Source organism: Mesorhizobium australafricanum, assembly GCF_033977265.1.
GTDB classification, from domain to species: Bacteria; Pseudomonadota; Alphaproteobacteria; order Rhizobiales; family Rhizobiaceae; genus Mesorhizobium; species Mesorhizobium australafricanum.
Map to the genome: position 1 here is coordinate 122,718 of NZ_JAVIIT010000006.1, position 21,555 is coordinate 144,272.

Sequence of the window (21,555 nt, forward strand, 5' to 3'; positions counted from 1 at the left end):
CGGGCGCGCTGATCAGGCCTTGGCGTTGTTGCGATTGTCCAGCGCGAAAGCGCCGGGTCCGGCGAAGATCAGATAGAGGAAGATGAAGCAGAAAGAGATCGCCGAGTCGCCGCCATTGTTGACGGGGAAGAAGTCGCGCGGCGCATGCGCCATGAAGTATGCGATGGCCATCTCGCCGCAGAGCAGGAACGCCACCGGGCGCGTGAATAGCCCCACTGCCAGCAGGACGCCGCCGGCGAACTCGAGAATGCCGGACGACAGCGCGAGTCCGGTCAGGGCCTCGGCATGGGGGCCGGGAGGAAAATTGAACAGCTTCTGGGTGCCGTGCTCGATGAACTGCAACGCGGTCATGATGCGCAGCACACCCAGCGCCTGCGGTCCGTACTGGGCAAGGCCTTCGAATAGCTTCATCCAGAACTCCAATTTAACCCCAGGACCGGCCACAAATATCGCCCGGCAACCGACCGCTCGCGTCCCATGGCTTGCCATCAACAATCGGTGAGCGGAAATGGTTTCAACTCTCATATTTTTTCTCGCAATGGTTGCATTTGTATCCTTATGGTTGTATTGATGCGGGTACACCAAACCGTGCGAGTCCCTTTGCCATGAAAAAAGTCGCCATCAGCCTCTTCGCAATCCTCGCAGGCACGAGCTTCGCCATGGCCGGCGACGCCGGCTGTGATGCCTTCAAATGGCCGGTTGCACGCGAGCAGGCTCTGTTTCCGGCGGCGCCCGCCGCGCAGTCCGGGGCCGCCCTGACGGTCGGGCAAGCGGTGGATTTCTCGCTCGCGGCGGTCGACACGATCAGCTTTGAAGTGCCGCCGGAACATGCACCGGCAGCCGGCACGTTCGGCGCGACGGCGAGCGTGACCGTGCCGCCTGAAGGCGAACTCCAGTTCAGCCTGTCCGACGAGGCCTGGATCGATGTGGTGCAGGACGGGCAGGCCGTAAAATCAGCGGCCTTCAGCGGCGTGAGGACCTGCCCCGGCATCCGCAAGAGCGTGCGTTTCAAGCTGACCGCCGGTACCGCCACCGTGCAGCTCAGCGGCGCGAAGAAGGCCGATCTGAAACTGGCGGTGCTGGCGCCGGAGTGACGCACAAGAGGGCGAGGTCTGCGGGACCGCGCCCCCTCTGTCCTGCCGGGCATCTCCCCCACAAGGGACCCACAAGGGGGAGATCGGCAGTCGCTACCGCGTCGGCGCGAGCAAGGCGAAATGCGCGCCTTGCGGGTCCTGGCACTGGATAATCCACTGGCCGCTCGGCACATCCATCGGTCCCATCAGCACCTTGCCGCCATTGTCGGTGACGCGCTTGGCGGCGGCGTCGATGGCGTCGACGTTGAAATAGAACTGCCATACGGGAACCGGGATCTGCGGCGGCTTGTTCATGATGCCGCCGCCGGATTCGGGGCCGGCGCCGAAGGTCTTGTAAGTCCCCATCTCGCCCATATCGAACTCGCCGGCGCTCTCCCAGCCGAACTGGCTTGAATAGAAGTCGAAAGCGGCTTTCCAGTCCGAAGTGTAGAGCTCATGCCAGCCGACATGGCCGAGCGTGGTCGCCGGCACCGGCGGCTGGTCGGGTTGGTTGGGTTGCAGGAACATGAAGGTTGCGCCTTGGGGATCGGCGACGACGGCAAAGCGGCCGACGCCCGGGATGTCGTCCGGTGCGCGGTGGACGGCGCCGCCTGCCTCCTGCAACGCCTTCGTCGAGGCATCGACATCCCTGGTGTAGATGTAGCCCATCCAGGCGGGCGGCATGCCCATCTTGGCTGGTTCTTCCGGCATCGTCATCAGTCCGCCGACACCACGCACGCTGGAATTCATCACGATGTAGCGGGGCATACCGGGCGCCTTGTCGAAGGGCTCGGCCCTCCAGCCGACAATTGCGGTATAAAAGGCCTCGGCGGCGTCGAGGTCGGTGGTCATCAGTTCGTACCAGAAGAAGGGTTTTGGGGCATTCGGCATGGTCGGTCTCCTCACCGGTTCAGGCAGCGATCGTGGTTCGATCCATCCTAGGACGATCCTGGCGACAGAAATCCGACATCTGGGCCAGAATTCGAGGATGGCAAGGCACTCTGTCCTGCGATCTTGCGTGTCCAGCGATTTTCGACTTTGCTGCCCTCAAAGAGGGGGTTGCGTTTCCATGCGTCGAATGTCGCTCACGTCAGAGCTTGTCGCGCTCTGCCATCGCGAGGAAATCGATCCCGGTCCGAGCGGGGAGTGGACGCAGCTGAGCGACGACGATTTCAGAGCGCTCGCCTCGCGTCTCGCCGATGAAGCCGACGAGGGGCCGCTCTGGGTATTCGCCTATGGCTCGCTGATTTGGAAGCCGGCCTTCGAATCGGTCGAACAGCAGCGTGCGGCGGCGCATGGCTGGCACCGGTCGTTCTGCCTCGACATAAGGCGCTGGCGGGGCAGCCGCGAACAGCCTGGATTGATGATGGCGCTGGAACGCGGTGGGCGCTGCGACGGCGTCATCTACCGCCTGCCGGATGGCGAAAAGCCCGCACAGATCGAACGACTGTTGCGACGCGAGATAGATGACCATGAAAGCGTCAGTTCGGTGCGATGGGTTCCGGTGCGCACGACACAAGGCCGGTTGCGGGCGTTGGGCTTCTGGGTGGGCGTGACCGGCAAGGGCACGTCGCTCAGGCAGCCGCTGGAAAGGGTAGCGCAGATACTGGCACGCGCGTGCGGCCATGTCGGCTCCGGCGCCGAATACCTCTACAACACCGTCAGCCACCTCGAGACATTCGGCATCCATGACCGCAATCTGTGGCGCCTGCAGGAACTGGTCGCGGATGAAATCCGATCGATCCATCCTGCCAAGAGTGAAACCGGGGAGTCCTCTGGTGCTGCTGCGATGGCATAATATGACTTAATCTATCATGTTTTTTCCAGCCCTTACAGTGACTTGGCCGAAAATTGACCAATTGATAAAAAAACAAAACGTGCTAGCCTTCCCCAAAACGACAACAAGGGGAACTGGAATGGCAACTGGTCATTTCATTGAAGGCATTGCCGGCGGCAGGCTGTCTTCCGAGCAATATGCCGACAATTTCTCCGACCTGCATCCGCCGCTCGACCACCATGAGGCGCTGGTCGAGGCCGACCGCTGCTATTTCTGCTACGACGCGCCGTGCATGAACGCATGCCCGACGTCGATCGACATCCCGCTGTTCATCCGGCAGATCGCCACCGGCAACCCGCTGGGCTCGGCCAAGACGATCTTCGACCAGAACATCCTCGGCGGCATGTGCGCCCGCGTCTGCCCGACCGAGACGCTGTGCGAAGAGGTCTGCGTGCGCGAGGTGGCGGAAGGCAAGCCGGTGCAGATCGGCCGGCTGCAGCGCTACGCCACCGATGTCGCGATGAGCGAGGACAAGCAGTTCTATAAGCGCGCCGAGCCGACCGGAAAGACGGTCGCCGTGGTCGGCGCCGGGCCTTCGGGGCTGGCGGCGGCGCATCGCCTTGCCCGCCACGGCCATGACGTGACGATCCTGGAGGCGCGGCCGAAGGCCGGCGGCCTCAACGAATATGGCATCGCCGCCTATAAGAGCGTCGACGATTTCGCCCAGGCCGAAGTCGACTATGTCACCGCGATCGGCGGCATCGATATCCAGAACGGCAAGGCGCTCGGCCGCGACTTCCAGCTCTCCGATTTGATGCGCAACTACGATGCGGTGTTCCTTGGCCTTGGCCTCGGTGGCATCAACGCGCTGCGCGCCGAAGGCGAGGACGCGGACGGTGTTGCCAATGCCGTGGAATTCATCGCCGACCTGCGCCAGGCGAGCGACCTTTCCGACCTGCCGGTCGGCCGGCGCGTCGTCGTGATCGGCGGCGGCATGACGGCAATCGACGCCGCGGTGCAGTCGAAGCTGCTCGGCGCGGAGGAAGTGACGATCTGCTACCGCCGCGGCCAGGAGCATATGAACGCCTCCGGCTTCGAGCAGGATCTGGCCGCCGCCAACGGCGTCACCATCCGCCACTGGCTGCAGCCGAAGCGCGTGATAGCCGAGAACGGCAAGGTATCGGCGATCGAGCTCGAATACACCGCGATCAGCGGCGACAAGCTCGCCGGCACCGGCGAAACGCTGCGGCTCAACGCCGACCAGGTGTTCAAGGCGATCGGCCAGAGCTTCGTGCCGGCTCATCTCAACGGCAGCGGCGAACAGATCGAGCTCGAAGGCGGCCGCATCAAGGTCGATGCCGAAGGCCGCACCTCGCTGGCCAAGGTCTGGGCCGGCGGCGACTGCATCTTCGGCGGTGACGATTTGACGGTCTCGGCGGTTGCGCAAGGCCGCGACGCCGCCGAGAGCATCCATCGGGCGCTGACCTCTAACGGGAGGGCATGAGCATGGCAGACATCCGCAACACTTTCGTCGGCATCAAGTCGCCCAATCCATTCTGGCTGGCCTCGGCGCCGCCGACCGACAAGGCCTACAATGTCGAGCGCGCCTTCAAGGCCGGCTGGGGCGGCGTGGTTTGGAAGACGCTGGGCGAAGAGGGCCCACCGGTCGTCAACGTCAACGGGCCGCGCTATGGCGCGATCTGGGGCGCCGATCGCCGGCTGCTTGGCTTGAACAACATCGAGCTCATCACCGACCGCGACCTGCAGGTCAATTTGCGCGAGATCAAGCAGGTCAAGAAGGACTGGCCGGACCGCGCCATCGTCGTCTCGCTGATGGTTCCTTGCGTCGAGGATGCCTGGAAGGCGATCCTGCCGGTGGTCGAGGACACGGAAGCCGACGGCATCGAGCTCAATTTCGGCTGTCCGCATGGCATGTCGGAACGCGGTATGGGCGCGGCCGTCGGTCAGGTGCCCGAATACATCGAAATGGTGGTGCGCTGGTGCAAGCAGAATACCCGCATGCCGGTCATCACCAAGCTGACGCCCAACATCACCGATGTGCGCAAGCCCGCGCGCGCGGCACTGGCCGGCGGCACGGACGCGGTGTCGCTGATCAACACGATCAACTCGATCACCGGCGTCGACCTCGACAGTTTCGCGCCACAGCCGACCATCGACGGCAAGGGTTCGCATGGCGGCTATTGCGGCCCGGCGGTGAAGCCGATCGCCATGAACATGGTGGCCGAGATCGCGCGCGATCCGGAAACGCATGGATTGCCGATCTCGGGCATCGGCGGCATCACCACCTGGCGGGATGCGGCCGAATTCATGGCGCTCGGCGCCGGCAATGTGCAGGTCTGCACGGCGGCGATGACCTATGGCTTCAAGATCGTGCAGGAGATGATCGCCGGCCTGGAGAACTGGATGGACGAGAAGGGGCACGCCTCGCTCTCCGACATCATCGGCCGCGCCACGCCCAACGTCACCGATTGGCAGTATCTCAACCTCAACTATGTCGCCAAGGCGCAAATCGACCAGGATGCCTGCATCAAATGCGGCCGCTGCCACATCGCCTGCGAGGACACCTCGCACCAGGCGATCACCAACATGGTCGACGGTGCCAGGCATTTCGAGGTGATCGAGGCCGAATGCGTCGGCTGCAATCTCTGCGTCAATGTCTGCCCGGTCGAGGGCTGCATCACCATGGAGCCGCTGGCGGCCGGCGCGATGGACCAGCGCACCGGCAAGCCGGTGTCGCCGATCTACGCCAACTGGACGACGCACCCGAACAATCCGATGGCCAGGGTGGCTGCCGAATAGGGATTCGTCCAAGGTTTAGCTAAATCGCTCCGCGCCTTCGCATGGGCGATTTTATGTGACGCGCGGCGCCTCGATTTCAGAGGTCCGCGCCGCCCCTCATCCGCCCTTCGGGCACCTTCTCCCCGTGAACGGGGAGAAGGCTAGGTGAGGCGTCCTCGCCGCCCTTCATGCGCAACGGTGGTGATTGGCGAAATCGTTGGCGAAGGCGTCTTTCGCCCCGTTTACGGGGAGAAATGCCCGGCAGGGCAATGAGGGGCAGCGCCAACCTTCGAGGGCATGCGCCGCGAAGTCCTTAGCTCTCCGCACGGCCTTTGGCACAACCGATATCACAACCGCGATTGTACGAAATCCAGACTCGCCTATTGCAGATAAAAAATATCCACGATAAGATATATCCATGAATAGGAGATTGGCACGATGAAGCTGGGTGAGGGCGTTGAGGCGGCCATCCACTGCGCGGCGACGCTTGCCAGCGTCGATGGCAACAGCACCATGCCAGGTGCTGCGCTCGCGAAGTGCTTCGGGCTGTCGCCAAGCTATCTGCTGAAACATCTCAACCAGCTGACGGCGGCGCGCATCCTGGAATCGGTGCCGGGGCCGGCGGGCGGCTATCGGTTGGCGCGACCGGCCGAGCGTATCACGCTCCTCGATATCGTGCTGGCCGTCGAGGGACGGGAGCCTGCTTTTCGTTGCGGCGAAATCCGCCAGCGTGGCCCGGTTAAGATCGACGCGTCGGCCTATGTCAAACCCTGCGGCATCAATGCCGCGATGCTCAAGGCCGAGCGCGCCTATCGCGCTGCGCTCGCCGAAGTGAAGCTATCCGATATCGTGGCGGACTATGCCGCGGAAGGCGATCCCCGCGCGTTTGCCGCGAGTTGCGCCTTCGTCGAGCGCCATCAGCGGCCGCAGAAATCCGCTCCACCCAAGCAGATCTAACCCAACCTCCAAACCCACCCAAAACCTGGAAGGAAAGACGATGAAACAGAGATTGCAGTTTTTTGCCAAGGCGCCCGAGATCATGAAGGCGGTGTCGGCGCTCAACAAGGCCGTCGACGAATGCGGACTGGAAGTGAGCCTGCTGCATTTGATCAAGCTCAGGGCGTCGCAGATCAATGGCTGCTCGTATTGCGTCGAGATGCACAGCCGCGAGGCGAGGTGCGACGGCGAGACCGAAACCCGGCTCTACCTCGTCGCCGCCTGGAAGGAATCGCCGCTGTTTTCCGAGCGCGAACGGGCCGCCTTCGCCTGGACGGAGGCCGTGACGCTGATCGCCGACAATGGCGTATCGGACGAACTCTACGCCCGCACGCTCGAACACTTCTCGGAAGAAGAGCTGGTCAAGCTCTCGGTGGCGCTCGGCATGATCAACACCTGGAACCGGCTGTGCGTTCCGTTCCAGGCCATTCATCCGGTGCCGGCCGCCAAGGCTGCGTGATCGGGCGAGCTGCGCGCGGATGAAAGATCCGCGCGCCTCATTGTTCACGCGGCGTAGCGCAGGCCGCCGTCGCAGGTGAGCACCTGGCCGGTCATGAAGCCGTTGGAGACCAGGAAGGCGATTGCGCCGGCGACATCGTCGGCGCGGCCGATGCGGCCGACCGGCGTCTTGCCGGCATATTCGGCGAACACCGCCTGCCGCTGGTCGTCCGGCAAGAAGTCCCACCAGGGGGTGTCGATGACACCAGGCGCCACGACGTTGACGCGCAGCGGCTTCAGCTCGACTGCCAGGATCGGCACGACGGTCAAAAGCATGCCGTTGATGGCGCCGATGCCGGCGATGCCGGGCGCTGCAATCTGCGCCGAGACGGCCGAGATGAAGGTCACCGATCCGGCTTTGTTCAAGGTCGGCAGGGCCGCCTGCAGACAGGACAATTGCGGCCGGATCTTTTCGTCGACGCCGCTGCCGATATCGGCGAGATCGAGGGTTGCGAACGGCCCCAGCCCCTTGCCGCCGCTGGCGGCGAGAACCAGGTGATCGAACGGCCCGAGATCATCGAAGAAATTCCGGACCTCATTCGGCTTCGTGGCGTCGAACACGGCCTTGCCGACGGTGCCGCCAAGGGACTTCCACGCGCCTTTGAGCTTCTCCTCGTGGCGGCCGGTGATCGTGACTTTCATGCCGGGGCCGACCAGCCGTTTGGCCGTGGCAAGGCCGATGCCGGATGAGCCGCCGATGATGACGCAGTGTTCGATGTTCTCGCTCATGAGTTTTTTTCCCTGGATGTCGCAGAAGATTGTCCGGTCAATTCGAGGCTGAGCGCGCGCAACTGGCGGCGGGCCTTCCCGTCATAGGCCTGGGCATCGGCGCGCGATTCCCGCTGGCCGTCGAAATAGAGGCCGCTGCGCCGTTCGAGCGCCGGCGACGTTGCCAGGTTGAGGATGGCGTCGGCGCCGGTCTCGACCAAGTTCCATGGCGTGACCCCAGCCTGCCGGACCATGGTGGTGTCCATGTAGCTTGCCGGGTGCAGGGCATTGACGGTGATGCCGGTGCCGTCGAGCTGCTCCGCCAGATCGATGGTGAACAGGATCTGCGCCAGCTTGCTCTGGCAGTAGGCCCGCACGCCGCTATAGCCATGCGTCAGCATCACGTCGTCGAAATCGATCGCCTGCTGGCCGGCCGAGGCGACATTGACGATGCGCGCCGGCGTGCTTGCCTTGAGCAAGGGCAGCAGTTCCGACGTCAGCAGGAAGCCGGCGAGATAGTTGACGGCGAAGCGCAGCTCATAGCCGTCGGCGCTGGCCTGCCGCTTCGCGCCCTGGCCACCGGTGCCGACGCCGGCATTGTTGATCAAGATGTCGAGCCGATCGGTTCTTGCGCGCACGGCTTCGGCGAGGCGGCGGACCTCGGCAAGCGAAGCGAGGTCGGCGAGGAGCAATTCCGCCTTGCCGCCCTTGGCCTCTATGGCGGCAACTGTCGCCTTGCCGCGGCCTTCGTCGCGGCCATGCACCAGCACGCGTGCTCCGCCGGCGCCGAGCCTTTCGGCGACCACGCGGCCGACGCCGTCGGTCGAGCCGGTGATGAGAATTGTTTTGTCCTTGAGTTCCATGTTCAGAGCCTCCTTGCGCTGCTCTGAACGGAAAGATGGGACACGGCGCGCGCCCCAAACAGTTCAAACTTTATCCTGGTATCAGTACTGCTATAATACCGGGATGGATGCCAACACCCATTCCCCCGAAGATCACCGCCGGCGAGAGCTCGGCGCCTTCCTGCGTTCCCGCCGCGAGCGGCTTTCACCTTCCGATACCGGCATCGCGGCCGGGCAGCGGCGGCGCACGCCCGGGCTGAGGCGCGAGGAAGTGGCGATGATCGCCGGAGTCGGCACGACCTGGTACACGTGGCTGGAGCAGGGCAGGGACGTGCGGCCTTCGGTCGAGGTGCTGTCGGCGCTCTGCCAGGCGCTGCGGCTCGACGGCGCCGAGCAGCGGCACCTGTTCACGCTTGCCGGCCGCCAGCAGCCGGAACGGCGGCGCATCGTTGCGGGAAAGGTCGAGGGGCCCTTGCTGCACATGTTGCAAAGCCTGGTCCTGCAGCCCGCTTATGTCGTTGGCCCGCGCTGGGACGTGCTGGCATGGAACGACGCGGCCGTCGCCATTTTCGGCGATTACGGCCTGTTGGAGGGCGACGCCCGCAACATCATCCATGGCGTGTTCACCGATCCGCGCCGGCGGCACCTTTTGGTGGACTGGGAGCAGCTGGCACGCGCAACCCTTGCCGCGTTCCGCGCCGAGAGCGCGAAATATACCGGCGATCCGGATTTCGAACGGCTGATCGAACTCATGATGCGCTCAAGTCCCGAGTTTCGCGAATGGTGGCCGCAGCGGGATGTGGTGCACCGGCTTTCCGGGTTGAAGCGTCTGCGGCATCCGATCGCCGGCGCGATGACGTTCGAGCATATGAGCCTGTCGATCGACGACGGCTCGGATATGAGGCTGATCGTCTACACGCCGCTTGCCGAGCAGAACTCGATTGTGAAGCTGCGGAAACTGCTGGATGACCTTCCATCCGAGCGGCGCAGCGCCTGAAGCCCTCAGCTTCGTCATCCACGGGCGGAGCGGGAGCGAAGCGGACGCGGAGACCCGAGGATCCATTCCGTTACCTTTGCCGTGGGGATGCAGCGGAGCAGAATTCCGGATCGTTGCAACGCGTCGAAGGCACGGAATGGATCCTCGGGTCTGCGCTGCGTCGCTACGCTCCCGCTCCGCCCGTGGATGACGAAATGATGGGCGCCTCGGCTAGTCTCCACGGTCGGCAACAACCAGGCGGCGGACAAGTTGGCCCCACACACGGTCCACCTGCTAAGCCATCTTGTCGACGCTAACCCTTCGGCTTCAGCCCCTCGAGGAACAGCTGCTCGAGGAAGCGGGCCGCGTCCTCGAAGCGGCCGTCGCCGCCGCGGTCGGTGCCGAGCACGGCGCGCACCTGGACGTCGAAATCGGCATAGTGCTGCGTCGTCGCCCAGATCGAGAAGATCAGGTGCCAGGGATCGGTGCGGGCGATCTTGCCGGCGCGCATCCAGCCCTTGATGACGGCGGCCTTCTCGTCGACCAGCGATTTGAGTTCGCCCTCCAGCATCGGCTTGATGCGCGGCGCGCCCTGCAGGATCTCATTGGCGAACAGCCGGCTCTCGCGCGGAAAATCGCGGGCCATTTCCAACTTGCGCCTGATGTAGCTCCTGAGTTCGGTCAGGGGATCACCGATATCGTCGAGTTCGCGCAGCGGCGCCAGCCATGTGTCGAGAAGGCGCTGCATCAATGTCTCGTGAATGTCCTCCTTGCGGCGGAAGTAATAGAGAAGGTTCGGTTTCGACATGCCGGCGGCTACGGCGATCTGGTCGATGGTCGACCCGCGGAAGCCATTGGTGGAGAACACTTCGAGTGCTGCCTCCAGGATGAGCTCCCGCTTTTCCTGCTGGATGCGGGTCCGGCGAGGGGCTTCCATGCTCGTCGTCACCGTAGCGGCTCCCTGCATTGACGGTCATCTGGACCAATTCTCTGGACCAGTTTTTCCCCAGCCTGTGGAACGCACTTCAGGAGCCGCATTTCCGCTAGTAATCCCTTGACCGCCGACAGGGCGGTGCTAACGTTTGTCCAATCGGTCAAAAATTTGCGTAGCATGAAAGCGCGGCAAAGACCAAGCGTTGGACGCACCGAAACAGGTTACAAGGGGAAGTCTTGGTCATGTCCAACCGGCTGAAAGTCACGCCGAACGATCTCAGCGCATTCTGGATGCCGTTCACGGCAAACCGGCAGTTCAAGCAGGCGCCGCGCATGTTCGTGTCCGCCAAGGACATGCACTACACGACCAGCGACGGCCGCAAGGTGCTCGACGGCACTGCGGGTCTGTGGTGCGTGAACGCCGGCCACTGCCGGCCGAAGATCACTGAGGCGATCCAGAACCAGGCCGCCGAACTCGACTACGCGCCGGCCTTCCAGATGGGCCACCCTATCGTGTTCGAGCTGGCGAACCGCCTGGTCGACATCGCACCCAAGGGCATGGACCATGTCTTCTTCACCAATTCCGGTTCGGAATCCGTCGACACCGCGCTCAAAATGGCGATCGCCTATCACCGCGTGAAGGGCGAGGGCTCGCGCACGCGGCTGATTGGCCGCGAGCGCGGCTATCACGGCGTCAATTTCGGCGGCATCTCGGTCGGCGGCATCGTCAGCAACCGCAAGATGTTCGGCACGCTGCTGGGCGGCGTCGACCATCTGCCGCACACGCACCTGCCGGAGAAGAACGCCTTCTCGAAGGGCGTGCCGGAACATGGCGCGGAACTGGCCAACGAGCTCGAGCGTCTCGTCACGCTGCATGACGCCTCGACCATCGCCGCCGTCATCGTCGAGCCGGTTGCCGGCTCCACCGGCGTCATCCTGCCGCCGAAAGGCTATCTGCAGAAGCTTCGAGAAATCTGCACCAAGCACGGCATATTGTTGATTTTCGATGAAGTGATCACCGGTTTCGGCCGCCTCGGCGCGCCGTTCGCGGCCGACTATTTCGGCGTCACGCCGGATATCATGACGACTGCAAAGGGCGTCTCCAACGGCGTCATCCCGATGGGCGCGGTGTTCGTGAAGAAGGAGATCCACGACGCCTTCATGACCGGCCCGGAACACATGATCGAGTTCTTCCACGGCTACACCTATTCGGGCAATCCGATCGCCTGCGCCGCGGCGCTGGGTACGCTCGACACCTACAAGGAAGAGGGCCTGCTGACGCGCGGCGAGGAGCTGGCGCCTTACTGGGAAGACGCGCTGCATTCGCTGAAGGGCGAGCCGCACGTGATCGACATCCGCAACATCGGCCTGATCGGCGCGATCGAGCTGGCGCCGATCGCCGGCAGCCCGACCAAGCGGGCCTTCTCGGCTTTCGTCAAGGCGTTTGAGCGCGGCGCGCTGATCCGCACCACCGGCGACATCATCGCGCTGTCGCCGCCGCTGATCATCACCAAGGGTCAGATCAACGAGCTGATCGACCATGTTCGTGAAGTGCTGAGATCGATCGACTAAACTTGCTTTTATCTGGGCGGGTGGCGATGGGAACCGCCAGCCGCCCAGAACATGAAATGGAAGGACTTTGAATGGCCGCCCCCGGCGAGAATCTGCGAATCAATTCAGACCGTTTGTGGGATTCCATCATGGAGATGGCGAAGATCGGCCCCGGCATTGCCGGCGGCAACAATCGCCAGACCGTGACCGACGAGGATGGCGAAGGCCGCCATCTGTTCAAGCGCTGGTGCGAGGCGGCGGGGCTCGAAATGGGCCTCGACGAGATGGGCACGATGTTTGCTCGCCGCGAAGGCAGCGATCCCAGCCTGCCGCCCGTCTATGTCGGCAGCCATCTCGACACGCAGCCGACCGGCGGCAAATATGACGGTGTGCTTGGCGTGCTGGGCGGGCTCGAAGTCGTGCGCTCGCTCAACGATCTCGGCATCAAGACCAGGCACCCGATCGTCGTCACCAACTGGACCAACGAGGAAGGTGCGCGCTTCGCGCCGGCGATGATGGCCTCAGGTGTCTTTGCCGGCGTGCTTGATCAGTCCGACGTCTACCAGCATGTCGACAAGGACGGCAAAAAGTTCGGCGAGGAGCTCGAACGCATCGGCTGGAAGGGCACGGAAAAGGTCGGCGACCGCAAGATCCACGCCTTCTTCGAGCTGCATATCGAGCAGGGACCGATCCTTGAGGACGAAGGCATCGATATCGGCGTCGTCACGCATGGCCAGGGCTTGAAATGGCTGCAGGTGACGCTGACCGGCAAGGAGGCGCATACCGGCTCGACGCCGATGCCGAAGCGCCGCAATGCCGGGCTCGGCATGGCGCGGGTGATCGAGCTGGTGCATGAGATCGCCATGGACTACCAGCCGGACGCTGTCGGCGCGGTCGGCCACATGCAGGCCTATCCGAACTCGCGCAACATCATCGCCGGGCGCACCGTATTCACCATCGATATCCGCTCGCCGGAAAAGCAAGTGCTCGACACCATGGATGCGCGCATCCGCGAGGGGATCGACACGATCTGCGACGCGCTCGACATCAAATACGAGATCGAACAGGTCGGGCATTTCGATCCGGTCACCTTCGACAAGAACTGCGTCAAGGCGATCCGCGACGCCGCCGAGCGACTGGGCTACTCGCATCGCAATATCGTCTCCGGCGCCGGCCACGACGCCTGCTGGATCAACCGCGTTGCGCCGACCGCCATGGTGATGTGCCCCTGCGTCGACGGGCTCAGCCACAACGAGGCCGAGGAGATCACCAGGGAATGGGCGGCAGCGGGCGCCGACGTGTTGTTCCATGCGGTGGTCGAAACGGCGGGGATTGTGGAGTGAGAGGTTTGGGTCCGGCCAGATGGATTCTTGCGAAGAGGAACCCCCACCCTAACCCTCCCCACAAGAGGGAGGGAACTCCAGTCAGCGCCAACCTGGCGCAAATTACCAACGTTTCGAACGCCAAGGTCGCAAGCCGGAGTGCGCGGCAGCATTCCCTCCCCCTTGTGGGGAGGGTTAGGGTGGGGGTCTCTCTTCGCAAAAAATTCATATGCGATTTCTCTGCACTCGGGGGGAGGATGAGCAGTGGGGGTAGTCGTCTTGGCGCCGACCGCTATTGAACCCGCCGCCATCAAACGTGCCAGGACGTTGCGGCGGAACATGACGGATGGCGAGCGCAAGCTCTGGTCTGAGTTGAAGGAATTCCGTCGGCTCTATGGTCGACATGTGAGAAAACAGGCGCCGATCGGGCCTTACATCGTGGACTTCGTTCTGCATGAGAAAAATCTCGTCATCGAGGTCGACGGAGAGCATCATTTCACGCCAGAACAAATGGAGAAGGATCGGAAGCGCGATGCATGGTTTGGCCGACAAGGCTATCGTGTGCTGCGGTTGACGACCGGAGACCTTGTAAATTCTTTCGATGGCTGCATCGAGGAGATATTGAGAGAAGTCGGAGTCACCTAGGGGTCCTATACGGGCTTGCGATCGATCTAAATTCTGCCGAGACGCTCACAAAGAAGCGCAGCAAGAAAAAGGGAACAAATATGACCAAAGTCATCCGCAACGGCACCGTCGTCACGGCCGACCGCACGTGGAAGGCCGACGTGCTGATGCAGCACGGCAAGATCGTCGCCATCGGCTCGAACCTGCATGGCGACCATGAGTTCGACGCCACCGGCTGCTATGTCATGCCCGGCGGCATCGACCCGCACACGCATCTCGAAATGCCCTTCATGGGCACCTATTCGGCCGACGATTTCGAATCCGGCACGCGCGCCGCGCTTTCCGGCGGCACGACGATGGTGGTCGATTTCTGCCTGCCGGCGCCGCAGCAATCGCTGCTGGAAGCGCTGCAGATGTGGGACAACAAGACCTCGAAGGCGGCCTGCGACTATTCCTTCCACATGGCCATCACCTGGTGGGGCAAGCAGGTGTTCGACGAGATGGCGACCGTTGTCGACCGAGGCATCACCTCGTTCAAACATTTCATGGCCTACAAAGGCGCGCTGATGGTCGACGACGACGAGATGTATTCGTCGTTTCAGCGTTGCGCCGACCTCGGAGCGCTGCCGCTGGTCCATGCCGAGAATGGCGACGTGGTCGCCGCACTCTCCCAAAAACTGCTGGCTGCAGGCAACAACGGCCCCGAAGGCCACGCCTATTCGCGTCCGCCGGAAGTGGAAGGCGAGGCCACAAACCGCGCCATCATGATCGCCGATATGGCCGGTGTGCCGCTCTATGTCGTGCATGTCTCCTGCGAGCAGAGCCATGAAGCGATCCGCCGCGCCCGCCAGAAGGGCATGCGCGTCTATGGCGAGCCGCTGATCCAGCACCTGACGCTCGACGAGACCGAATATTTCAACAAGGACTGGGACCATGCGGCACGCCGCGTGATGAGCCCGCCCTTCCGCAGCAAGTGGCACCAGGATTCGCTGTGGGCGGGCCTGCAGGCCGGCTCGCTGCAGGTGGTGGCGACCGACCACTGCTCCTTCACCACCAGCCAAAAGCGCAACGGCGTCGGCGATTTCACCAAGATCCCGAACGGCACGGGCGGGCTCGAGGACCGCTTGCCGGTTTTGTGGACAAGAGGCGTCAATACCGGCCGGTTGACGATGAACGAATTCGTCGCCGTGACCTCGACCAACATCGCCAAGATCCTCAACATGTACCCGAAGAAGGGCGCCATCATCGAAGGCGCGGATGCCGACATCGTCGTCTGGGATCCGAAGCGCAAGAAGACGATCTCGGCCAAGAAGCAGCAGTCGGTGATCGACTACAACGTCTTCGAAGGCGTCGAGGTGACCGGCCTGCCGCGCTTCGTCTTCTCGCGCGGCGAGCTTTCGATCCAGGAAGCGGACGTCAAGGCCAAGATCGGCCATGGCGAGTTCGTCGCCCGCGAGCCGAACGCCGCGGTCAACCGGGCGCTGTCGACCTGGAAGGAGATTTCCGCGCCGCGCAAGGTCGAGCGTACAGGCATTCCGGCGACGGGGGTCTGAACATGCGGGTTCTTCATCTTGCGATCGCGGCGGCTGCAATGCTGGCCGCCGGCCAGGCCCTCGCCGCGGGCATAGATCTGTCTAAGCCTTACGGCGACAAATATGGCTGCATCAACAGGAACGGCCAGAAGGTCTATGCCGACAAGATGCTGCTTTTGACCGACAAGGAATTGATCACTGCGGCCAGCGCCTGCACCTTCAGTGACAGCCAATCGCAGGCCGACGGATCGCTCGTGGTGACGGCGAAATGCGAAGCGGACGGCGAAGAGGGGCAGTCGCCGACCAAGTTCACCATCAAGCGCAGCGCAAAGAACGCGAAGAAGCTGGTGGTTGCCGACGAGGACGGTACTGTCTATGGGGAAGTGTCCCGGTGCCGATGACGGCCAGCCACCCTCGTTCGACGATCTCAGGCGACCAGTCCATCCAGTTCCGGCAGCAGGACGACGCTTTCCTGCTCGTTGGGATCGGTGCGGGCGATGACAGCCGAAGAGGAGGCGCCGCTCAGGTTGGCGGGCAAATGCGGCACGCCGGCCGGAATGTAGAAGAGGTCGCCGGCCTTGACGACGATGTGATGCTCGAGCCGGTCGCCATACCAGGTGTGGACTTCGCCCGAGAGCACGTAGATGGCCGTCTCGTGGCTTTCATGCATATGCGCCTTGGCGCGGGCGCCGGGCGGCATGGTGAGAAGATGCATGCAGATGCCGGAGGAGCCAACAGTTTCGGCGGCGATGCCGGCGAAATAGCTCAGCCCCTGCTTGCCTTGATAGGTGCTTTCAGGGCGAACAAGACGACACGTGGGTTTAGGCGACATCGGCAAGGCTCCGGGCGGTGTCGATCGGGTGGGACAGGACGAGTGGAAAGCAACGCTATCATAAAATCGACCGGATTGCGGACATCGCGGCAGCGGCTGCGAAAGGCAGGCTGCAGCCAATGACCGAACAGCCGCCAGCCGTCGTTTCGGCACGCAAGCTTGGCCTCACCTTCCAGACCAATGACGGTCCGGTGCAGGCGCTCTCCAATGTCGATCTGACCATCGGCAAGGGCGAATTCGTTTCCTTCATCGGCCCGTCCGGCTGCGGCAAGACCACTTTGCTGCGGGTGATCGCCGATCTGGAAAAGCCGACCTCGGGCGCGATCTCCGTCAACGGCATGACACCGCAGCAGGCGCGCGAGAAGCGCGCCTATGGCTATGTCTTCCAGGCGGCGGCCTTGTTCCCGTGGCGAACGATCGAGCGCAATGTCGGGCTGCCGCTGGAGATCATGGGCCTGTCCACGGCGGAGCAGGCGGAGCGCATCAGGCGCACGCTCGAACTCGTCAACCTCTCCGGCTTCGAGAAGAAATATCCCTGGCAGCTTTCCGGCGGCATGCAGCAGCGCGCATCGATCGCGCGCGCTTTAGCCTTCGATGCGGACCTGCTTTTGATGGACGAGCCGTTCGGCGCGCTCGACGAGATCGTGCGCGACCATTTGAACGAACAATTGTTGGAGTTGTGGGCACGGACCAACAAGACGATCTGCTTCGTCACCCACTCCATTCCGGAGGCTGTCTATCTGTCGACGCGCATCGTCGTGATGTCGCCGCGGCCGGGTCGCGTCACCGACATCATTGAATCGACGCTGCCCAAGGAGCGGCCGCTCGACATCCGCGAGACGCCGGAATTCCTGGCGATCGCCGCGCGCGTGCGCGATGGGCTGAGGGCAGGGCACAGCTATGATGATTGAGGGGCGGGAGGACGAGTTTCCTCCTCTTCCCCCCGGGGAGAGGGTGGCCGGAGCGAAGCGGAAGTCGGGTGAGGGGGCGGCCACTCGCGCCTTCGTCATCCTAGGGCGGAGCAGGCGCGAAGCGGCCTGCGCAGACCCTAGGATCCATGCCGTGACGTCGGTCGAGGGGCGTAAGCGGGCGAGAATGTTCGCCAAACACCGCGACACGTCGGGAGCCCCATTCAGCACCGCCGCGGAACGTCAAGGTAACGGCATGGATCCTAGGGTCTGCGCTGCGTCGCTCCGCTCCTTGCTCCGCCCTAGGATGACGAAGAGCGGGTATGCCACGGCACCACAGTGCAAGCTGCACGGCCTTCGCTTCGCTCCGGCCACCCTCTCCCCGGTGGGGAGAGGAGAAGGGCGGCGCTAGATGGACACCTTCCGCTCCAAGATCATCCCCGTCACCAGCATCCTCGCCGGCGTGGTGGTGCTCTGGTATGTCTTCGCCGTCATCCTCAACGCGCCGTTTCAGCGCGACCTCGACGCCAGAGCCAATGAGACCCCCGGCGCAGCCGAGTTCATCGGCAAGACGCTGTCGCAGCCGAAGCCGACGCTGCCGGCGCCGCACCAGGTGGCGGTGAATTTCTTCGAAAACACCTTCCTGCGCGGCGTCACGTCGAACCGCAGCCTGGTCTACAACGCCTGGGTGACGCTGTCCTCGACGCTGCTCGGCTTTGCCTTCGGCACCGCGCTCGGCATCGTCATTGCGGTCGGCATCGTGCATGTGGCGACGCTCGAGCGCAGCCTGATGCCGTGGATCATCGCCTCGCAGACCATTCCGATCCTGGCGGTGGCGCCGATGATCATCGTGGTGCTGGCGGCTGTCGGCATCACCGGCCTGATCCCCAAGGCACTGATATCGACCTATCTGTCATTCTTCCCGGTCGCCGTCGGCATGGTGAAAGGCCTGCGGTCGCCCGAATTGATGCATCTCGACCTGATGCATACCTACAACGCCAGCGCCTCGCAGACCTTCTGGAAGCTCAGGGTGCCGGCCTCGGTGCCGTTCCTGTTCACGTCGATGAAGGTGGCGGTGGCGGCAAGCCTGGTCGGTGCCATCGTGGGTGAATTGCCGACGGGCGCGGTCGCCGGCATCGGCGCCAAGCTGCTCGCGGGCGCCTATTACAGCCAGACGATCGAGATCTGGTCGGCCCTGGTTGCGGGCTCGATCGTCGCGGCACTGCTGGTGATGGTGGTCGGCATTGCCGGACGCCTTGTCGATCGCGCCATGGGCGGGAGGCCGGCATGAGCTGGCTGAAGCCCTCCTGGCAGGCGGTTCTTGCCGTCCTTCTTTGCCTGGTAGCCTTCGGCCTGGGCGCGATGTCGAAACCAGAAGCCGCGGCTTTGGCCGAGCCCACTGCGACCATTGCCTATCCCTATATGGGAGCAAAAGGCCTGATCATCGGATTGCTGTTGATCGCAGCCGTGATCTCGATGGTGAAGCTCACGCCGATCGTCGAAGCCGTCCTGCTGTTCGTCGGCGCCCATGCCGCAGCCTGGCTCTTGATCAAGGGCATAGCCGGTTTCGAAGGCACGGCGCTGGCGCCATATTTCCTGCTGCTCGCCGCGGCCTGGCTGCTTGCCTGGCGCTGCGTCGCCTTGTTGTCGTCATTGCGTCCCAGCGAAAGCGCGGCAAAGACGGCGCTGCGCCTGATCATCCCGGCAATCTTCGGCGCCTGGATCCTGATCATCTGGGAAGCGGTGACGCGCGGTGCCGGCATCCCGTTCATCCTTTTGCCACCGCCAAGCGCCATCGGCGCGCGCATCGCCAACTCGCTGCCGATCCTGGGGTCGGATGTTAGGCAGACGATCTTCAAGGCGGTGCTGATCGGCTACTTCGTCGGCAATCTCGCCGGCTTCGCCGTCGCCATCCTCGCCGACCGCGTGCCGTTCCTGCGGCGTGGGCTGCTGCCGATCGGCAATATGGTTTCGGCACTGCCGATCATCGGCGTAGCACCGATCATGGTCATGTGGTTCGGCTTCGACTGGCCGTCCAAGGCCGCGGTCGTCATCATCATGACCTTCTTCCCGATGCTGGTGAACACGGTCGCCGGTCTGGCCGCATCCGGGCATATGGAGCGCGACCTGATGCGCACTTATGCATCGGATTATTGGCCGACCTTGCTGAAACTCAGGCTGCCGGCGGCAATGCCGTTCATCTTCAATGCGCTGAAGATCAATTCGACGCTGGCGCTGATCGGCGCCATCGTCGCCGAGTTCTTCGGAACGCCGGTGGTCGGCATGGGATTCCGCATTTCGACGGAAGTCGGGCGGATGAACATCGACATGGTGTGGGCCGAAATCGCAGTTGCAGCACTGGCGGGTTCGGTCTTTTATGGCGTGGTCGCTCTTATCGAGAGAGCCGTCACGTTTTGGCATCCCTCTGTCCGAGGTGGATAGGGGCGGTGGGTTTGGGTGCTAACTTCAGAGGGTAATAACATGAAAAGACTGCTGATTTCTGCTCTGGCCGGCGCCATGTCGCTGGCTGCCTTCCAGGCGATGGCCGCCGACAAGGTGACACTGCAATTGAAATGGGTCACCCAGGCCCAGTTCGCCGGCTACTATGTCGCAAAGGCCAAAGGCTTCTATGATGCCGAAGGCCTCGACGTCGACATCAAGCCGGGCGGCCCGGACATCGCGCCCGAGCAGGTGATCGCCGGCGGCGGCGCCGACGTCATCGTCGACTGGATGGGCGGGGCGCTCGCGGCCCGCGACAAGGGCGTGATGCTCGTCAACATCGCCCAGCCGTTCAAGAAAGCGGGCATGGAACTGGTTTGCCCCAAGGCTGGCCCGATCAAGACGGAAGCCGACTTCAAGGGCCATACGCTCGGCGTCTGGTTCTTCGGCAACGAATATCCGTTCTACGCCTGGATGAACAAGATCGGCCTCAAGACCGATGGCGGCCCGGACGGCGTCACCGTGCTTAAGCAGAGCTTCGATGTACAGCCGCTGATCCAGAAGCAGGCCGACTGCATCTCGGTCATGACCTACAACGAATACGGTCAGGTTCTGGATGCCGGCTACAAGCCGGAAGACCTTGTCGTGTTCAACTACTCGGCAATGGGCAACGACCTCTTGGAGGACGGGCTCTACACGCTTGAGGAAAAGCTCAAGGATCCGGCCTTCGAGGACAAGATGGTGCGCTTCGTACGCGCCTCGATGAAGGGCTGGAAATACGCCACCGAGAACACCGACGAGGCGGCCGGGATCGTCGTGGACGCCGGCGGCCAGGACGAGAACCATCAGAAGTTCATGATGAAGGAAGTGGCCAAGCTGGTCGACAACGCCGACGGCAAGCTGATCCCGGCTGCGTACGAGCGCACCGCCAAGGCTCTGCTCGACCAGAAGATCATCAGCAAGGAGGCGAGCGGCGCCTATACGACCGCGATCACCGACAAGGCGATCAAATAAGGCCGAGCCTTGAACAGCCGATATTGGAAGGGGCGGGCGACCGCCCCTTTTTCGTGCTTGCGGTAAAATAAACGTGCACAGGGATACATCGGGCCGCCCAACCGTTGCATTGATGCATCCGCGCGCCGGGGAGCCGCGAGGGATGCTGCAACCAACGGAGGTTCTTCATGCGCATCCTATCCGTGCCGATGCTCTCGGCTTTAGCCGTTTCGACCGCCTTCCTCGTCGCATCACCGGTCATGGCCGAGACGATGAAGTTCAAGGCGACGCTCGACGGCAGCCAGCAGAACCCGCCTGTCACCACCAAGGGCAAGGGAACCGCCACGCTCACCTTCGACACCACCAGCAAGAAGCTCAGCTGGAATGTGAAATATTCCGGTCTCAGCGGGCCGGCCGTGGCTGCTCACATCCATGGCCCGGCGGATAAGGGCGCAAACGCGGACCCGGTCATCCCGTTCGAGAAGCTGAAGAGCCCGATCAAGGGATCGGCGACACTGACCGATGCGCAGGCAGCCGATTTGGAAGCCGGCAAGTACTACGTCAATGTCCACACCGCCAAGAACAAGGACGGCGAGATCCGCGGGCAGATCGAGAAGTCCGGCGGAGCGATGTAGCGGCGGGTTCTAGAGCGTTTCACCGTTTCACAGAAACGGCGAACCGCTCTATCTCTTTGTTTTGACGCAATTCCGGACGGAAAACCGCTGGAACGAGGCTGGAAAGCGCCTCGTTGC

23 protein-coding genes are annotated in these 21,555 nt (G+C 63.2%); 17 read left to right on the forward strand and 6 right to left on the reverse strand.

The window, feature by feature from the left end; all coding sequences use genetic code 11:
• Positions 1–12 precede the first annotated feature (12 nt).
• The gene (locus RFM98_RS13785) at positions 13–411 is read right to left on the reverse strand and encodes a DoxX family protein (RefSeq protein WP_320309387.1); all 399 of its coding nucleotides are present in this window, start codon (positions 409–411) and stop codon (positions 13–15) included.
• 194 nt (positions 412–605) lie between these two features.
• Here RFM98_RS13785 and RFM98_RS13790 point away from each other — a divergent pair, with 194 nt between their 5' ends.
• Positions 606–1,094: a hypothetical protein gene (locus RFM98_RS13790; RefSeq protein WP_320309388.1), complete on the forward strand. Its 489-nt coding sequence runs from the start codon at positions 606–608 to the stop codon at positions 1,092–1,094.
• A 93-nt stretch (positions 1,095–1,187) separates the two neighbouring features.
• Here the strand turns inward: RFM98_RS13790 and RFM98_RS13795 are convergent, their stop codons facing one another.
• Positions 1,188–1,964, reverse strand: coding sequence for a VOC family protein (locus RFM98_RS13795; RefSeq protein WP_320309389.1), 777 nt, complete (start codon positions 1,962–1,964; stop codon positions 1,188–1,190).
• A gap of 178 nt (positions 1,965–2,142) precedes the next feature.
• On the opposite strand from RFM98_RS13795, the gene RFM98_RS13800 reads away from it, so the two are divergent.
• From RFM98_RS13800 to RFM98_RS13820, 5 genes are all read left to right on the forward strand, one after another.
• Positions 2,143–2,871 (forward strand): gamma-glutamylcyclotransferase, encoded by a 729-nt coding sequence (locus tag RFM98_RS13800; protein ID WP_320309390.1) that lies wholly within the window; start codon positions 2,143–2,145, stop codon positions 2,869–2,871.
• 118 nt (positions 2,872–2,989) lie between these two features.
• On the forward strand, positions 2,990–4,354 hold the full coding sequence (locus RFM98_RS13805; protein ID WP_320309391.1) for an NAD(P)-dependent oxidoreductase: 1,365 nt from the start codon (positions 2,990–2,992) through the stop codon (positions 4,352–4,354).
• A gap of 2 nt (positions 4,355–4,356) precedes the next feature.
• A complete protein-coding gene (gene preA / locus RFM98_RS13810) occupies positions 4,357–5,670 on the forward strand; it encodes an NAD-dependent dihydropyrimidine dehydrogenase subunit PreA (protein WP_320309392.1) in 1,314 nt (437 codons plus the stop codon).
• A 417-nt stretch (positions 5,671–6,087) separates the two neighbouring features.
• On the forward strand, positions 6,088–6,606 hold the full coding sequence (locus tag RFM98_RS13815) for an RrF2 family transcriptional regulator (RefSeq protein WP_320309393.1): 519 nt from the start codon (positions 6,088–6,090) through the stop codon (positions 6,604–6,606).
• Between the two features lie 40 nt (positions 6,607–6,646).
• Positions 6,647–7,105, forward strand: a complete 459-nt coding sequence (locus tag RFM98_RS13820) for a carboxymuconolactone decarboxylase family protein (RefSeq protein WP_320309394.1) — start codon at positions 6,647–6,649, stop codon at positions 7,103–7,105.
• Positions 7,106–7,149: 44 nt separating this feature from the next.
• Here the strand turns inward: RFM98_RS13820 and RFM98_RS13825 are convergent, their stop codons facing one another.
• Together RFM98_RS13825 and RFM98_RS13830 are read right to left on the reverse strand one after the other, a co-directional pair.
• Positions 7,150–7,872: an SDR family oxidoreductase gene (locus RFM98_RS13825; protein ID WP_320309395.1), complete on the reverse strand. Its 723-nt coding sequence runs from the start codon at positions 7,870–7,872 to the stop codon at positions 7,150–7,152.
• Positions 7,869–8,714 (reverse strand): SDR family NAD(P)-dependent oxidoreductase, encoded by an 846-nt coding sequence (locus RFM98_RS13830; RefSeq protein WP_320309396.1) that lies wholly within the window; start codon positions 8,712–8,714, stop codon positions 7,869–7,871. Before RFM98_RS13830 ends, RFM98_RS13825 begins: the two co-directional genes overlap by 4 nt.
• A 103-nt stretch (positions 8,715–8,817) precedes the next feature.
• On the opposite strand from RFM98_RS13830, the gene RFM98_RS13835 reads away from it, so the two are divergent.
• Positions 8,818–9,690: a helix-turn-helix transcriptional regulator gene (locus RFM98_RS13835; RefSeq protein ID WP_320309397.1), complete on the forward strand. Its 873-nt coding sequence runs from the start codon at positions 8,818–8,820 to the stop codon at positions 9,688–9,690.
• Positions 9,691–9,982: 292 nt separating this feature from the next.
• Here RFM98_RS13835 and RFM98_RS13840 read toward each other — a convergent pair whose 3' ends face one another.
• On the reverse strand, positions 9,983–10,606 hold the full coding sequence (locus tag RFM98_RS13840) for a TetR family transcriptional regulator C-terminal domain-containing protein (protein WP_320309600.1): 624 nt from the start codon (positions 10,604–10,606) through the stop codon (positions 9,983–9,985).
• A 239-nt stretch (positions 10,607–10,845) separates the two neighbouring features.
• Between RFM98_RS13840 and aptA the strand changes: the two genes are divergently transcribed.
• From aptA to RFM98_RS13865, 5 genes are all read left to right on the forward strand, one after another.
• Entirely contained in the window at positions 10,846–12,174 is a 1,329-nt protein-coding gene (gene aptA / locus RFM98_RS13845; protein ID WP_320212550.1) for an omega-aminotransferase AptA, read from the forward strand.
• A gap of 71 nt (positions 12,175–12,245) precedes the next feature.
• Positions 12,246–13,496, forward strand: a complete 1,251-nt coding sequence (locus RFM98_RS13850) for a Zn-dependent hydrolase (protein WP_320309398.1) — start codon at positions 12,246–12,248, stop codon at positions 13,494–13,496.
• A gap of 243 nt (positions 13,497–13,739) precedes the next feature.
• On the forward strand, positions 13,740–14,120 hold the full coding sequence (locus RFM98_RS13855; RefSeq protein WP_320309399.1) for an endonuclease domain-containing protein: 381 nt from the start codon (positions 13,740–13,742) through the stop codon (positions 14,118–14,120).
• Between the two features lie 80 nt (positions 14,121–14,200).
• Positions 14,201–15,652, forward strand: coding sequence for a dihydropyrimidinase (gene hydA / locus RFM98_RS13860; RefSeq protein WP_320309400.1), 1,452 nt, complete (start codon positions 14,201–14,203; stop codon positions 15,650–15,652).
• Between the two features lie 38 nt (positions 15,653–15,690).
• A complete protein-coding gene (locus RFM98_RS13865; RefSeq protein WP_320309401.1) occupies positions 15,691–16,032 on the forward strand; it encodes a hypothetical protein in 342 nt (113 codons plus the stop codon).
• Positions 16,033–16,058: 26 nt separating this feature from the next.
• Here the strand turns inward: RFM98_RS13865 and RFM98_RS13870 are convergent, their stop codons facing one another.
• Positions 16,059–16,463, reverse strand: a complete 405-nt coding sequence (locus RFM98_RS13870; RefSeq protein WP_430682302.1) for a cupin domain-containing protein — start codon at positions 16,461–16,463, stop codon at positions 16,059–16,061.
• Between the two features lie 119 nt (positions 16,464–16,582).
• On the opposite strand from RFM98_RS13870, the gene RFM98_RS13875 reads away from it, so the two are divergent.
• The 5 genes from RFM98_RS13875 (at position 16,583) to RFM98_RS13895 (ending at position 21,438) form a co-directional block, all read left to right on the forward strand.
• On the forward strand, positions 16,583–17,374 hold the full coding sequence (locus RFM98_RS13875) for an ABC transporter ATP-binding protein (RefSeq protein WP_320309403.1): 792 nt from the start codon (positions 16,583–16,585) through the stop codon (positions 17,372–17,374).
• Between the two features lie 409 nt (positions 17,375–17,783).
• On the forward strand, positions 17,784–18,662 hold the full coding sequence (locus tag RFM98_RS13880) for an ABC transporter permease (RefSeq protein ID WP_320309404.1): 879 nt from the start codon (positions 17,784–17,786) through the stop codon (positions 18,660–18,662).
• Positions 18,659–19,813, forward strand: a complete 1,155-nt coding sequence (locus RFM98_RS13885) for an ABC transporter permease (RefSeq protein WP_320309405.1) — start codon at positions 18,659–18,661, stop codon at positions 19,811–19,813. The genes RFM98_RS13880 and RFM98_RS13885 overlap by 4 nt, the downstream gene beginning before the upstream one ends.
• 39 nt (positions 19,814–19,852) lie before the next feature.
• A complete protein-coding gene (locus tag RFM98_RS13890) occupies positions 19,853–20,824 on the forward strand; it encodes an ABC transporter substrate-binding protein (protein ID WP_320309406.1) in 972 nt (323 codons plus the stop codon).
• A 167-nt stretch (positions 20,825–20,991) separates the two neighbouring features.
• The gene (locus RFM98_RS13895; protein ID WP_320309407.1) at positions 20,992–21,438 is read left to right on the forward strand and encodes a CHRD domain-containing protein; all 447 of its coding nucleotides are present in this window, start codon (positions 20,992–20,994) and stop codon (positions 21,436–21,438) included.
• Positions 21,439–21,555 lie beyond the last annotated feature (117 nt).

What these genes read in the sequence shown, in the direction of transcription:
- RFM98_RS13785 (WP_320309387.1), bottom strand. Translation starts at nt 411, where the DNA reads ATGAAGCTATTCGAAGGCCTTGCCCAGTACGGACCGCAGGCGCTGGGT.
- RFM98_RS13790 (WP_320309388.1), top strand. Translation starts at nt 606, where the DNA reads ATGAAAAAAGTCGCCATCAGCCTCTTCGCAATCCTCGCAGGCACGAGC.
- RFM98_RS13795 (WP_320309389.1), bottom strand. Translation starts at nt 1,964, where the DNA reads ATGCCGAATGCCCCAAAACCCTTCTTCTGGTACGAACTGATGACCACC.
- RFM98_RS13800 (WP_320309390.1), top strand. Translation starts at nt 2,143, where the DNA reads ATGCGTCGAATGTCGCTCACGTCAGAGCTTGTCGCGCTCTGCCATCGC.
- RFM98_RS13805 (WP_320309391.1), top strand. Translation starts at nt 2,990, where the DNA reads ATGGCAACTGGTCATTTCATTGAAGGCATTGCCGGCGGCAGGCTGTCT.
- preA (WP_320309392.1), top strand. Translation starts at nt 4,357, where the DNA reads ATGGCAGACATCCGCAACACTTTCGTCGGCATCAAGTCGCCCAATCCA.
- RFM98_RS13815 (WP_320309393.1), top strand. Translation starts at nt 6,088, where the DNA reads ATGAAGCTGGGTGAGGGCGTTGAGGCGGCCATCCACTGCGCGGCGACG.
- RFM98_RS13820 (WP_320309394.1), top strand. Translation starts at nt 6,647, where the DNA reads ATGAAACAGAGATTGCAGTTTTTTGCCAAGGCGCCCGAGATCATGAAG.
- RFM98_RS13825 (WP_320309395.1), bottom strand. Translation starts at nt 7,872, where the DNA reads ATGAGCGAGAACATCGAACACTGCGTCATCATCGGCGGCTCATCCGGC.
- RFM98_RS13830 (WP_320309396.1), bottom strand. Translation starts at nt 8,714, where the DNA reads ATGGAACTCAAGGACAAAACAATTCTCATCACCGGCTCGACCGACGGC.
- RFM98_RS13835 (WP_320309397.1), top strand. Translation starts at nt 8,818, where the DNA reads ATGGATGCCAACACCCATTCCCCCGAAGATCACCGCCGGCGAGAGCTC.
- RFM98_RS13840 (WP_320309600.1), bottom strand. Translation starts at nt 10,606, where the DNA reads ATGGAAGCCCCTCGCCGGACCCGCATCCAGCAGGAAAAGCGGGAGCTC.
- aptA (WP_320212550.1), top strand. Translation starts at nt 10,846, where the DNA reads ATGTCCAACCGGCTGAAAGTCACGCCGAACGATCTCAGCGCATTCTGG.
- RFM98_RS13850 (WP_320309398.1), top strand. Translation starts at nt 12,246, where the DNA reads ATGGCCGCCCCCGGCGAGAATCTGCGAATCAATTCAGACCGTTTGTGG.
- hydA (WP_320309400.1), top strand. Translation starts at nt 14,201, where the DNA reads ATGACCAAAGTCATCCGCAACGGCACCGTCGTCACGGCCGACCGCACG.
- RFM98_RS13865 (WP_320309401.1), top strand. Translation starts at nt 15,691, where the DNA reads ATGCTGGCCGCCGGCCAGGCCCTCGCCGCGGGCATAGATCTGTCTAAG.
- RFM98_RS13870 (WP_430682302.1), bottom strand. Translation starts at nt 16,463, where the DNA reads ATGTCGCCTAAACCCACGTGTCGTCTTGTTCGCCCTGAAAGCACCTAT.
- RFM98_RS13875 (WP_320309403.1), top strand. Translation starts at nt 16,583, where the DNA reads ATGACCGAACAGCCGCCAGCCGTCGTTTCGGCACGCAAGCTTGGCCTC.
- RFM98_RS13880 (WP_320309404.1), top strand. Translation starts at nt 17,784, where the DNA reads ATGGACACCTTCCGCTCCAAGATCATCCCCGTCACCAGCATCCTCGCC.
- RFM98_RS13885 (WP_320309405.1), top strand. Translation starts at nt 18,659, where the DNA reads ATGAGCTGGCTGAAGCCCTCCTGGCAGGCGGTTCTTGCCGTCCTTCTT.
- RFM98_RS13890 (WP_320309406.1), top strand. Translation starts at nt 19,853, where the DNA reads ATGAAAAGACTGCTGATTTCTGCTCTGGCCGGCGCCATGTCGCTGGCT.
- RFM98_RS13895 (WP_320309407.1), top strand. Translation starts at nt 20,992, where the DNA reads ATGCGCATCCTATCCGTGCCGATGCTCTCGGCTTTAGCCGTTTCGACC.